General features: G+C 64.2%; 14 protein-coding genes and 1 tRNA gene. 6 read left to right on the top strand and 9 right to left on the bottom strand.

The annotated features are described in order from the left end of the window. The first annotated feature begins 66 nt into the window (after window positions 1–66). From nagZ to K3724_RS07710, 4 genes are all read left to right on the top strand, one after another. Window positions 67–1071 (top strand): beta-N-acetylhexosaminidase, encoded by a 1005-nt coding sequence (gene nagZ, locus K3724_RS07695; RefSeq protein WP_259991540.1) that lies wholly within the window; start codon window positions 67–69, stop codon window positions 1069–1071. Further along, window positions 1064–1858, top strand: coding sequence for a ScpA family protein (locus tag K3724_RS07700; RefSeq protein WP_259991543.1), 795 nt, complete (start codon window positions 1064–1066; stop codon window positions 1856–1858). Before nagZ ends, K3724_RS07700 begins: the two co-directional genes overlap by 8 nt. Beyond that, on the top strand, window positions 1858–2538 hold the full coding sequence (scpB, locus tag K3724_RS07705) for an SMC-Scp complex subunit ScpB (RefSeq protein WP_259991545.1): 681 nt from the start codon (window positions 1858–1860) through the stop codon (window positions 2536–2538). Before K3724_RS07700 ends, scpB begins: the two co-directional genes overlap by 1 nt. 133 nt (window positions 2539–2671) lie before the next feature. Beyond that, a complete protein-coding gene (locus tag K3724_RS07710; protein WP_259991547.1) occupies window positions 2672–2860 on the top strand; it encodes a hypothetical protein in 189 nt (62 codons plus the stop codon). Here the strand turns inward: K3724_RS07710 and K3724_RS07715 are convergent. Further along, window positions 2835–3986 carry an MFS transporter gene (locus tag K3724_RS07715; protein WP_259991549.1) on the bottom strand — a complete coding sequence of 384 codons (1152 nt, stop codon included), beginning with the start codon at window positions 3984–3986 and terminating at the stop codon, window positions 2835–2837. The genes K3724_RS07710 and K3724_RS07715 overlap by 26 nt on opposite strands. A gap of 44 nt (window positions 3987–4030) precedes the next feature. On the opposite strand from K3724_RS07715, the gene K3724_RS07720 reads away from it, so the two are divergent. Beyond that, a complete protein-coding gene (locus K3724_RS07720) occupies window positions 4031–4588 on the top strand; it encodes an Lrp/AsnC family transcriptional regulator (protein WP_259991551.1) in 558 nt (185 codons plus the stop codon). A gap of 38 nt (window positions 4589–4626) precedes the next feature. Here K3724_RS07720 and K3724_RS07725 read toward each other — a convergent pair whose 3' ends face one another. The 8 genes from K3724_RS07725 to K3724_RS07760 all read right to left on the bottom strand — a co-directional run bounded on the left by K3724_RS07725 (window position 4627) and on the right by K3724_RS07760 (window position 11565). After that, window positions 4627–5706: a 2'-deoxycytidine 5'-triphosphate deaminase gene (locus K3724_RS07725; RefSeq protein ID WP_259991552.1), complete on the bottom strand. Its 1080-nt coding sequence runs from the start codon at window positions 5704–5706 to the stop codon at window positions 4627–4629. Window positions 5707–5831: 125 nt separating this feature from the next. Further along, window positions 5832–5908 (bottom strand) — tRNA-Pro (locus K3724_RS07730). A 154-nt stretch (window positions 5909–6062) separates the two neighbouring features. After that, window positions 6063–8042, bottom strand: a complete 1980-nt coding sequence (locus K3724_RS07735; RefSeq protein ID WP_259991554.1) for a MerR family transcriptional regulator — start codon at window positions 8040–8042, stop codon at window positions 6063–6065. 15 nt (window positions 8043–8057) lie between these two features. Then, on the bottom strand, window positions 8058–8360 hold the full coding sequence (gene ihfA, locus K3724_RS07740) for an integration host factor subunit alpha (RefSeq protein ID WP_024090431.1): 303 nt from the start codon (window positions 8358–8360) through the stop codon (window positions 8058–8060). Between the two features lie 101 nt (window positions 8361–8461). Then, window positions 8462–9433, bottom strand: a complete 972-nt coding sequence (locus K3724_RS07745; RefSeq protein ID WP_259991557.1) for a beta-ketoacyl-ACP synthase III — start codon at window positions 9431–9433, stop codon at window positions 8462–8464. 17 nt (window positions 9434–9450) lie between these two features. Next, on the bottom strand, window positions 9451–10563 hold the full coding sequence (gene plsX / locus K3724_RS07750; RefSeq protein ID WP_259991559.1) for a phosphate acyltransferase PlsX: 1113 nt from the start codon (window positions 10561–10563) through the stop codon (window positions 9451–9453). Between the two features lie 36 nt (window positions 10564–10599). Beyond that, window positions 10600–10806 carry a 50S ribosomal protein L32 gene (gene rpmF, locus K3724_RS07755; protein WP_008558107.1) on the bottom strand — a complete coding sequence of 69 codons (207 nt, stop codon included), beginning with the start codon at window positions 10804–10806 and terminating at the stop codon, window positions 10600–10602. A gap of 222 nt (window positions 10807–11028) precedes the next feature. Next, window positions 11029–11565: a DUF177 domain-containing protein gene (locus K3724_RS07760; protein WP_259991561.1), complete on the bottom strand. Its 537-nt coding sequence runs from the start codon at window positions 11563–11565 to the stop codon at window positions 11029–11031. A 101-nt stretch (window positions 11566–11666) separates the two neighbouring features. Here K3724_RS07760 and K3724_RS07765 point away from each other — a divergent pair, with 101 nt between their 5' ends. Then, entirely contained in the window at window positions 11667–12140 is a 474-nt protein-coding gene (locus K3724_RS07765; RefSeq protein WP_259991563.1) for an outer membrane protein assembly factor BamE, read from the top strand. Window positions 12141–12149: the final 9 nt, after the last annotated feature.

Here is a 12149-nt window from a genome sequence, read left to right on the forward strand (position 1 = left end):
CGGGCGCTTTGCACTTACCCCGGGCCGGGCGCTGCCCTCCCGCATTTCAGGGGGCGATAGGACCGCATGACTTACGGAGCCACCATCCTTGACGCCGAGGGCCTGCGCCTGAGCGCGGACGAAAAGGCGTTTTTCCGCGATGCCGATCCGTTCGGCTTTATCCTGTTTGCCCGCAACCTGGAAGATGTCGAACAGATCCAGGCGCTGTGCGGCGATTTCCGCGAGGCGGTGGGCCGCAATGCCCCGATCACCATCGACCAGGAGGGCGGCCGGGTGCAGCGGCTGCGCAAACCGCTGGCGCGCAATTGGCTGCCGCCGCTGGAGCATGTGCAACTGGCGGGCGAGGACGCCGTGCGGGCAATGTACCTGCGCTACCGTCTGATTGCCCATGAGCTGTATACGCTGGGCATTGATAGCAACTGTGCGCCGATTGCCGATGTCGCCTGCATGGAAACCCATGAATTTCTGAAGAACCGCTGCTATGGCACCAGCGCCGCAACGGTTGTCCGGATTGTCCGTGCCGTGGCCAACGCGCATCTTGATGGCGGCGTGCTGCCGGTGCTGAAGCATATCCCTGGCCATGGCCGCGCCGCTGCGGACAGCCATCTGGACCTGCCGCATGTGGCGAGCCACCCCGACGTGCTGGAGCAAAGCGACTTTGCCGCGTTCCAGGCATTGAACGGCCTGCCGCTGGGGATGACCGCGCATCTGGTCTATGACGCCTATGACGACCGCCCCGCCACCATCTCGCCGGTGATGATGCGGCTGATCCGCGAACGCATCGGGTTTGACGGGCTGGTGATGACCGACGACATCTCGATGAAGGCTCTGCAGGGCTCGCTGGCGGACAATGCCCGCGCCTCGATCAATGCGGGCTGCGATGTTGTGCTTTTGTGCAATGCCTCGCTGGAGGAACGGATCGCGGTGGCTGAGGCCGCAGGGGCAATGACAGCGGCGGCGCAGACCCGCGCAGAACGCGCCTTGGCGGCCCGCCGCCCGCCTGCTGCCCTTGACATTCTGAGCGCTGAAAGAGAACTTGCCGCCCTCATGGGCGGGCAGGTTTATGGCTGAGCAGACACTTTTTTCAGACGCGGACACGACGGTAGAGGAGCGGCTGGCAGCCGAGGCCCTGATCGTGGATGTGGACGGGTTCGAAGGCCCGCTTGACCTGCTTTTGACCCTGTCGCGCACCCAAAAGGTGGACCTGCGCAAGATCTCGGTGCTGGAGCTGGCCAAGCAGTATCTGACCTTTGTCAACAAGGCCAAGGAATTGCGGATTGAGCTGGCCGCGGATTACCTGGTGATGGCGGCCTGGCTGGCGTTTCTGAAATCCCGCCTGCTGTTGCCGCCCGACCCGGCGGAAGACGGGCCGTCGGGCGAGGAGCTGGCGGCACATCTGGCGTTCCAGTTGGAGCGCTTGCAGGCGATGCGCGATGCCTCTGCCCGGCTGCTGGCCCGCGACCGGCTGGGCCGCGACTTCTTTGCTCGCGGCGAAGAAGAAAGCGTCGCCCGGATCAAGACCGTCACTTACACTGCCAACCTCCTGGATCTGATGCAGGCCTATGCCCGAATCCGCACCAAGGAGGATTTCCGCCCCTTTGTGATGGACCGGGAGTCGGTCTTTACGATGGAAGAAGCCCTGGAGCGGATGCGCCAGCTGTTGGGGTTTACCGGCGGTTGGACCGATCTGATCAGCTATCTGCCGGACGGCTGGCACAGCGATCCGGTCAAGCGCCGCTCGGCCACTGCCTCCACCTTTGCTGCGTCTTTGCAGCTGGTGAAAGAAGGCAGGCTTGAGCTGCGCCAGAGTGAGATATTTGCGCCGATCCAGCTGCGCAGCCTGAACGAGGATACTTGATGGAAGACCAGCTTATGGACAGCCACGGCGCTCCCGTCCGCGAAGAGAGCGACACGCTGTTTGATGCGCCGCCGATGGCGGAGCAGGAGCGGATGGTCGAGGCGGTGCTGTTTGCCAGCGCTGAGCCTGTTACCCTGCGCGATCTGGAAGGCCGGATGCCGCATGGCTGCAACCCGCGCGAGGCGGTGGAGCATCTGCGCAAGCGCTACGAGGGGCGCGGCGTGCGGGTGGTGCGTCTGGGCGATGCCTGGGCGATCCGCACAGCACCCGATCTGGGCTTTCTGATGCAGAAGGAAACCACCGAGCTGCGCAAGCTGAGCCGCGCCGCGATTGAGACATTGGCGATTGTTGCCTATCACCAGCCGGTCACCCGCACCGAGATCGAAGAGATCCGTGGCGTGTCGGTGTCGCGCGGCACCATTGACCAGCTGATGGAGATGGACTGGATCCGCCTGGGCCGCCGCCGGATGACGCCGGGCCGCCCGGTGACCTTTGTGGTGACGCCGGTCTTTCTGGATCATTTCGGCCTGGAAAGTGCCCGCGACCTGCCGGGGTTGAAGGAACTGCGTGCCGCGGGCCTGCTGGAGAACCGGCCGCCGCCGGGGGCCTTTGCGATGGGCCAGGGGGGCGACGACGACGACGAGGAACCGGAAGAACAGGCGGAACTGTTCGAAGAGTGACGCCTCAGGGCGCGGTTTACGCAATCGTGTCTGCCGGTGTTTTGTCCCGGCGGTGTTTAGCGGTGTTCTGCGCCCCGGAATTGTCTTAATTTGCCCTTAAGATCGCGGGCAGTCAGGAAGCGGGGCCAAGGCCATGACATTGAATTCGATCATCAACATGGTGCTGCGGCGGCTGGTCAGCCGCGCAGTCAATGCAGGCGTTAATGCCGGTATCAGTGCGGTTGCCAAACGCGGCAAGGGTCAGCCGCGCAACGCACCGCCCGCGCAGCAGGCGGGCAGTTCGCGCATTCCGCCGGTCAAGCCGGGGCGCCGTCAGGGCTGACCCGCTTGCGCCTCAGGCCCAAGGCCTCAAGCGCAGCGCAGGCTGACAGCAGGGCGGAGACGGCTAAGCAGCCCGCCAGTCCCCAGCCGGCATAGGCCGCAGCGCCGCAAAAAGGGGCTGCGAAGACGCACAGGTAGGTCACGGTGCTGAACAGCCCCATGATGGCGCCGCGCTGCTTCGGATCCAGCTGTGTCACCCGCGCCACCACCAGGTTCAGCGCCAGGTGCTGGCAGATCCCCCACAGTACCGCGAGGCTCAGCAGCAGCATGTATTGGTCCGCCCACACCATCATCAGCAAATAGCTTGCAGTGACGCCCAGAAACACCGGCGGCGTTGCCCGTGCCAGGCCCAGCCGGTCCAGCAGCGGATCCAGCAGCACCGCCAGGCCAAAGCCGATGCCATAGAACAGCGGCAGCAGGCCCGCCTGGGTGGTGCTGTGCCCCAGTGCTTGGGTGATATGGGCACCAGTGAAGAAGTAGCTGCTGTAAAAGCCCAGCATCAGCAGCGCAGTGGCCAGCAACCCGCCTGTGATGCCCGGCACCCGCAGCGCGGTCAGCGGCGAGGTTGCCTGGCCGCTGGGGCTGCCTGCCCCGCGCAAGGCGCGCGCCGCGCCCCACAACACAAGCGCCACGCCTGACAGGGCGCCATAGACCGCCCGCCAGCCTGCCAGATCGGTGGCCCAGGCGCTGACGCTGACGCCCAGCACCATCGACACCGTCCAACCCGCAAGCACATAGCCCAGCACCTGCGCCTCGCGTCCTTTGGGGGCAATCACCATCGCCAGCGTATAGATCGAGGGCAGGGCGGCGCCCGCTGCCAGCCCGCACACCGCCTGCGCCGCCATCAGCCACCAGACATCCGGTGCTGCGGCACTGGCCGCCAGCCCAGCGGCCAGCAGCATGAGGGCTGCGCGCAGCAACCGCCCGGCGCCGATGCGGTCTGCCATTGGCGCCAGCAGCAGCGCCGCCGCGGCCACTCCCAGCCCATAGGCGCTGGCGGCCCGCATCACCTCTGTTGTGGTGGCCTCCAGGGTTTCACTGACAGCCGTCACCACCGGCGACAGCAGCAGGGAGTTTGCACCAATCACGCCAATTGCGCTCATCAGGATCAGAATCGGGGTTCGCATGGGTTTACCTTGAAAAATGTTCAGGTAACTTTGCTATGTGCTGAATGACGTTCTGTGAAGGGCAGCTGGATATGGCAACGGAAATAACAGATGGGGTTCGGAAAAATACGGGGCCGGCCCGGGTTCTGGATGCTTTGGACCGAAGAATATTAGGCGCGCTGAGTACCGATGCGACGCTGTCTTATGCTGCCATCGGCCAGGAGGTCGGTCTGTCGGCGCCCGCGGTGCATGAACGTGTCAAGCGGCTGCGCGCCTCTGGCGCGATTGAGGCAACCATTGCGCGGCTGGACGGCGCTGCAGTGGGCAAGCCGCTGTTGGCCTTTATCCATGTGGACACCGAGGGCTGGGGCGTGACCACGGATCTTTTGGCGCTGCAAGAGATGCCGGAGCTGGAGGAGGTGCACAGCTCTGCCGGGGATACCAACCTGATTCTCAAGGTGCGGGTGGCCTCCCCCAAAGCGCTGGAGGGGCTGCTGGCGCGGATTTACGAGGTCGGCTGTGTGCGTGCCACCCGCACCTATACGGTGCTGTCGACGCATCTGGACCGGCCGGTGCAGGCAGGCACGACGAAGGAACTGGCGGACGGCGGGCCGGTGAAGTAACCGCCCGGCTTTTGGGCCGGGTGCTGCCCAATTTGCTATCAGGCAGGCGTCTTGAAGTGCTTTGACAGTTTCAGCCCCTGGCCCTGGTAATTCGAGGCAATCCCGGCGCCATAAAGCTGCTCGGGCACCTCGGCCATCTTCTCATAGACCAGACGCCCGACCACTTGGCCGTGCTCCAGCACAAACGGCGCCTCGTGGCAGCGCACTTCCAGCACCCCGCGCGAGCCGGTGCCGCCGGCCGCGTCATGGCCGAATCCAGGATCGAAAAAGCCCGCGTAATGCACCCGGAATTCACCCACCATCGCCAGATAGGGCGCCATCTCGGCGGCAAAGGCGGGCGGGATATGCACCGCTTCGCGACTGACCAGAATGTAAAAGGCACCAGGGTCCAGAATGATGCGGCCCTCCTTGGTGCGCACTTCCTCCCAGTATTCCTGCGGGTCGTATTCGCCGATCCGGTCCAGGTCGATGACGCCGGTATGCGGCTTGGCGCGGTAGCCGACCAGATCACTGCCGGGCAGTTTCAGATCAACCGAAAAGCCCAGGCCATCCTCGATCACCGCGTCGCCGTCAACCAGCGGCGAGCCTGCGTGCAGCATTTTCAGCTCGGCATCGCTGAGGACTGCCTGGCCGGTGCGGAACCGGATCTGGTTGAGACGCATGCCGGGCCGTACCAGCACCGAAAAGGACCGGGGGCAGATCTCGGCATAAAGCGGGCCGGTGTAGCCGGGTTTGATGCGGTCAAACTCCTCGCCGCCGTCGGTGATGGTGCGGGTCAGAAGATCCAGCCGCCCGGTGGAGCTTTTGGCATTGGCCACCGCAGAGACATCCTTTGGCAGCGCCAGGCTTTCCATCAAGGGCACCACATAGACGCAGCCTTTTTCCAGCACCGCGCCGCCCTCAAGGCTGATCCGGTGCATCTCAAACTCGGTCAGACGGTCGGAAACGCTGCGGCCCTGGCCGGTCAGAAACGAGGCACGCACCCGGTAAGCCACGTTGCCCAGGCGCAGGTCCAGGCTGGCGGGCTGCACCTGGCCTTCGACCAGCGGGGTGCTGACGGCGATTTCGCCGTGATCCAGCATCTTTTCAATGGTTTGGCTGGGCAATACGCCTGTCATGTCCTGTCCCCCTCGGTGCCGGCTTTGCGGCGATGCTGGCCGAATTGGCCGCGCTGCGCAATCGGCAAAGCCCTGCGCTGGATACGAAAACGCCCGGGTGCGTGAACACCCGGGCGTTTTTCATATGGTCGGGCTAGCAGGACTCGAACCTGCGACCTTCCGTCCCCCAGACGGACGCGCTACCAGGCTGCGCCATAGCCCGTTGAGGAGCCTTCTAACCGTTTTGGCGGCAGGGGCAAGAGGGGGCGGCAATATTTTTCGCGCCGCCGCAAAGAAAGTCAGCAGAGGAAAGCAGTTGCGGCGCAGGCCAGCTGCGGCAGCCGTTTCCCGGGGCGGGCGACGGGCTGGACCGCGGTTCAGTGGCTGCTTACAGTAAGGACCCGCAGTTCTTCCGCGCAGGCGGCAATTTCACCCAATACATGCGGCGGCAAGCTGCGGATGGCGGCGAGATGCGCCAGAACACCCGGTTGCGGCACCGGAGGCCGGGCTGGCGGCTGGACTGGCGGCTGGGCGGACTCGCCGGGCGCCGTGGTTTCCGTTGCAGTCTCTTGAGGTGCCGGCGGTTCCGTTTCTGCCGGGCTGTCCTGGGGCGCTTCGGCCGCAGGGTCGAAGCCGGAGGAGAATTCCAGCGCATCCACTTGCCGGGCGGCCTCGTCCAGATCATGCGGCGGGAAAGACATCGCGGGATCCGCTTCTGAAGCAGGCGCGGCGGCAGCCTCGGGCGGGGCCAAGCCGAAGTCCAGCGGCTCTTCCGGCTGCAGGCCTGCGGCGGCCACCAGAGTGTCCTCGGCCGGCTCCGGATCCGCTGGCGGGGCGTCCGCTGCAAAAGCTGCCGGTTCTTCTGCGGGCGCCGGTGCCTGGCTGGAAACGGAGTCTTCCGCCGGGACCGGCTGTTCTGCCGGCGCGGCCCCGGCCGCCGATTCGGACCCGGCATCGGGCGCTTGTTCTGCAACCGGCTCTGCGGCTCGTTCCGGTTCCGCCGCTGCGGCTGGTTCGTCCAGCGGTGCGGCGGAGGGATCAGAGGCAGGCTCTGCCATTGGCGCCGGCGCGGTGTCCGGTTCTTCCGGGACTGCGGGCTGTTCCGGAACGGGTTCCGGATTCGCAGCCGCATCGGCTTCCCAAACAAATTCTTGCGGCTCTTCGATTGCCGCTTCGGGGGGCAGACCCGGTACTGCGGCTGGGATATCCGTGGCGGCGGGCTGCGCCTCCTCGGCCTCTGGCGCGGCGGTACCCGGATCAAGTGCCGCGGCTTCGCGTGCAGGCGGTGCCGCCTCTGGCTCTGCCGGCGGCTGCTCCAGAGGCAGGTCCGGGGCCTTGGTTGCCGGTGGTTGGTCCCCGGCCGGGCCGGAGGCAGCTGGGAGGTTTGCGGAATCCGCACCGGTCTGCGGCGGCTCCGCTGCGGCAGGATCTTCTGCAAGGCTGTCCATCACTGGCGCGGCCGGCTCTGCTTTGGCGTCAGTGGCGGAAATCTCAACCGCAGCAGCAGGCGCGGGGTCTTCAATCACCGGCGTGGCAGCGGGGCGGTCCTGTACGGGTGCTTCCGGTGCCGGGGCGGCGGGCTGATCGACTGAGGACTCTGCGCTGTACGCATCGGCTGAGACATCCTTAGCAGTCTCAGCGGCGGGCAGATCCAGCGATACAGCAGAGCCAGGCGCATCAGCATCGGGCAAAGCGGCAGAGGCTTCGGGCTCCGGGGCGCTGGTAAGGGGCAGGTCTGCGGGGATTTCTGCCACGGGGGATTCGCCGGGGCCGGTTGTTGGCTGTTCTGTGCCGGCCTCTGCACCGTTGTCAGCGGCGGGCGGCTCTGGGTCCGTCTGATTTTGCGGCTTGGGGACGGATTCGGGGTCGGTTTCGGGGGCAGATGCCGGGCCGCTGTCCGGCAGCGCGCCGGTTTCAGTTCTGGCTGCATCAGCTGCCGCCGTGGGCGGGAAGCCGACTACATTGCTGCCCGGATCAGGATCCTGCGCGGCTGCGTCAAGGCTCAGCTCCAGCGAGCTTTGCCAATCATCGCCAAGCTTATCGGCCGGCGGCACGGCTTCGGGGCGCTCTGCGGCTGAGCCGTCAAGCGAATGGGAAAAGCCGGACACATGCGCCGCGCCATGCTCGCGCAGCAGCGCCTGCACCTCCTTGATCGGCAGCCCGTCGTCATGCAGCAGTTTCTTGATGCCGCCCAGAAGCAGCATATCCGCAGGCCGGTAATAGCGCCGCCCGCCGGCGCGCTTTACAGGTTTGAGCTGGGTGAACTTGCTTTCCCAGAAGCGCAGGACATGGGCCTGCACGCCCAGCCATTCCGCAACTTCGCTAATGGTGCGGAACGCGTCCGGTGATTTCGACATGGCCTATTGGTCCCGTTATTTACGGTTGCCGTCTGCCACGCGGTCTTTCATCAGGTGGGAGGGCCGGAAGGTCAGCACGCGCCGCGGCTGAATCGGCACTTCTTCGCCGGTTTTCGGGTTGCGCCCGACCCTGGCTGATTTGTCCCGCACGCTGAATGTGCCGAACGAGGAAATCTTCACCTGTTCACCGCGCACCAGGGCATCCGACATGTATTGCAGCATGCTTTCCACCAGCTGCGCGCTTTCGTTGCGCGACAGGCCGACTTCCCGGAAAACTGCTTCACTCAAATCCATTCGTGTAAGTGTTTTTTCGCCCATACCATTCCCCGTTGTTTGCCAAAGCATAGGGCGCGGGGAATTTCCCTGTCAATATCAATGAATTGCGCGGGGTGTTTCGGGCGGAATTTAAGACTGCAGGGTTACCAGCGCACCACAACGGCACCCCAGGCGAGGCCGCCGCCGATGGCTTCGGTCACAATCAGATCGCCTTCCTTGATCTGGCCGCGCTCTTTGCCGACGGACAGGGCCAGCGGAATGGAGGCGGCAGAGGTGTTGCCGTGATCCTGCACGGTTACCACCACGTTGTCCATGCTGAGGCCCATTTTCTTGGCCGTGCCCTGGATGATGCGGATATTGGCCTGATGCGGCACGATCCAATCCACATCCGCGGCCGCCAGCCCGGCCTTGTCCAGTGCGGTGTTCGCGGTAGAGGCGAGTTTTTCCACTGCGTGGCGGAACACCTGGTTGCCCTGCATCCGCAAATGGCCGGTCGACTGGGTGGAGACGCCGCCGTCCACATACAAGAGATCCTTGTAGCGCCCGTCCGAGTTGAGGTCGGTCGACAGGATGCCGCGGTCCCTGTTGGTGCCGGGCTGCTCCTGACCTTCCAGCAGCAGCGCGCCGGCGCCGTCGCCGAACAGCACACAGGTGCCGCGGTCGGTCCAGTCCATGATCCGGCTGAAGGTCTCGGCGCCGATCACCAGCACCCGCTCTGCCTGGCCCGAGGCGATCAGCGCGTTGGCATTGCTCAGCGCATAGACAAAGCCGGCGCAGACCGCCTGCACGTCAAAGGCAAAGCCTTTTGTCATGCCCAGCTTGGACTGCACCATGGTGGCGGCGGAGGGAAAGGTGAGGTCGGCGGTGGAGGTTGCCACGATGATGGCGTCCACATCTTCAGCCGTCAGCCCTGCGTCTGCCAAAGCGCGTTCCGCTGCCTTGGCGGCCATATCCGATGTGGTCTCACCCTCGGCGGCGAAATGGCGGCGTTCGATGCCAGACCGGCTGCGGATCCAGTCGTCCGTGGTATCCAGCGTGGCTTCGAATTCCGCGTTTTCAACCACCCGTTCGGGGAGATAGTGTCCTGTGCCAACAACTACCGCGCGTCGCGTCATTCGATTGCCTGCCTATTTTAATCTTTTTCGGTGGCCGCCCGCGTCTCGCGGGGGGCAGTATCATCTTGGGTATGCGCACCGGCAGATGCAACCCGTGCCGCCAGCTTTTCGGCGAATCCATGCTCTGCCAGCCGGAACGCCAGCTTGACCGCAGCGGAAACCCCCATGGCATCGGCGCCGCCGTGGGATTTCACCACAGTGCCATTGAGCCCCAGGAACACGCCGCCGTTGACCCGGCGCGGATCCATCCGTTTGGACAGTCTTTTCAAAGAGGTCATCGCCAGAAGGGCGGCAATCTTGGACAAAAACGAGTATTCAAAGGCTTCCCGCAAGGCGGTGCGTATCACCCGCGCGGTGCCTTCGCCGGTCTTGATCGCGACATTTCCGGTAAAACCGTCGGTGACGATCACATCTGCGGTATCACCGGGAATATCGCTGCCTTCGACAAAGCCGGTGAATTCATAATTCGCCTGTGCGGCGTTCTCCGCAATCAGCGCATGGGCCTCTTTCAGCACGGCACTGCCCTTGTGCTCTTCGGTGCCCACGTTCAGCAGACCGACGCGCGGGCAGGCAATGTCCATGGAATTGCGCACGTAGGAGGTGCCCATCAGCGCATATTGCAGCAGATCCTCGGCGTCCGCCTTCACGTCGGCGCCGACATCCAGCATCACGTTGAAGCCCTGCGGATTCAGCGACGGCCACAGGATGGCAATGGCGGGGCGGTTAACGCCCGGCAGCTTGCGCAGACGCAGCATCGACAGCGCCATCAGCGCGCCGGTGTTGCCGCAGGATACAGCGCCGCCCGCTTCGCCGTTCTTGACCGCATCCAGCGCCGACCACATCGAGGTGCCCTTGCCGTTGCGCATCACCTGGGAGGGTTTGTCCTCCATGGTGACAACGTCGCGGACATCGCGAATCTCAACCCGGCCCTCAAGGATGCGTTTTTTGGCGACCAGCGGTTTCAGCTGTTCGGCGGGGCCGTGAAGGATGAAGCCGATATCGGGATTCTTATCTGCCGACATAGCGATACCGGCCACCACAACAGCGGGGCCGGCGTCTCCGCCCATGGCGTCAACAGAAATGGTGATGCGGCCGGCTTTTGCCTGATTTTGATCGGGTTTACCCGTCATGCGAAAGCCTGCCTGGCATCAAATCCTGTCCGTGGCTTATGCCGCGTCTTCGTCGATCTCGATCTCGTCAGCCGCTGCGACGATTTCTTTGTCGTCGTAATGGCCGCAGGAGGGGCATACGTGGTGCGGGCGCTTCAGCTCGCCGCAGTTGCCGCATTCGTTCGGGTTTGCAGCAACCAGTGCATCGTGCGCGCGGCGGTTGTTGCGGCGCGATTTGGATACTTTATTCTGTTGGACGGCCATGTCTCAACCTTTGTCTTTTGGGCCTCGGGGCCATCCCCGCGGCGCGATTGCGTTCTGTTCGATCAGTCTGACGTGCGTTTAGGCGCCTGCCCAAGCATTGTCCAACCAAAAATTCCGATGAGCGCGCGAAAATACTGCGAATCTCCGGCGGCGCAAGGTGTTTTTTAGGGCAGCTTTGCCGCCGGTTCCAGATGCAATTTCCGCAAGCGCAGAAATTCCGGCTTAGTCCTCATCTTTCAGCAGCCCGCGCAGCGCGCCAAGACCGGCAAAGGGGCGGGCATCTTCGTCGCGCATCGGCGCTGTGCCGGGCTTGGTATAGACCGCTTCGCCCAGCTCAGCGCCGTCTTTGCGCGGATAGACGGGGATATGCAGCGCCAGCGCCTCGGCCATCACGGCGCCCGGATCAATATGGCTGCCAAGCGGTTCGGTGCTGTCATCCTCGGGCATTTCCGCCTCGTCTTCGTCCGGAATCTCCATGCGGGACAGGTAGGTGAGGCGGACGGTCTCCTCAATCCGCGTTGTCACCGGCTCAAGCGTGACCACACAATCCTGCACTACGGTTGCCCCCAAAGATCCGGTCAGCTGCCAGTCGCGTTTGCCAAGCGCCTTGATTTTGCCGGTGAAGCGCAGCTTGCGCAGGATGTTCACCCCCAGCTCGGCTGCCAGCGCGGCCAGATCTGCTTTATCCGGGATAATTTCAAAGGCGGTCGGGGCGTTTTGCGGCAGATCCGCCACCCGCAGTGCGGTGCTGTCAGACATAATCGGAGACTTTCGTTTCTTGAACCGGAAGCGGTCATTAGGTAATCGGGTTCAAAGACGTATTCAAGCCGCGCATTGCGGCATAAGGCCGGGGGGCAGTCATGGTTGCTAAGGCATTTCACTTTAAGTCCGTTTTTCGCGGGGCGGTTTTTGCCGCGGCGGGGCTGGCACTGGCGGCCTGTTCGTCGGTTTACCGCAAGCACGGGTATGTGCCCACGCCGGACCAGCTGGCCGAAGTGGTGCCGGGGATCGACACCCGGGATTCGGTGGCCGAAAGCGTCGGCATCCCGTCCTCGACCGGGGTGCTGAACGACAGCGGTTATTATTACGTCGCGACCCGGTTCCGCCACTATGGCGCCGCAGCCCCGAAACCGGTGGCGCGCGATCTGGTTGCGATCAGCTTTGACACCGCCGGGGTGGTGCAGGGGATTGAGCGGTTCAGCCTGGAAGACGGCAAAGTGGTGCCGCTGGAACGCCGGGTGACCAGTTCCAGCGTGCAGGACAACACGTTCCTGCGCCAGCTGTTGGGCAGCCTGGGCAACTTCGGTCCCGATCAGTTCCTGCAGGACCAGTAAGGCTGGGGC

The organism is Leisingera sp. M658, from assembly GCF_025144145.1.
Classification (GTDB): Bacteria; Pseudomonadota; Alphaproteobacteria; order Rhodobacterales; family Rhodobacteraceae; genus Leisingera.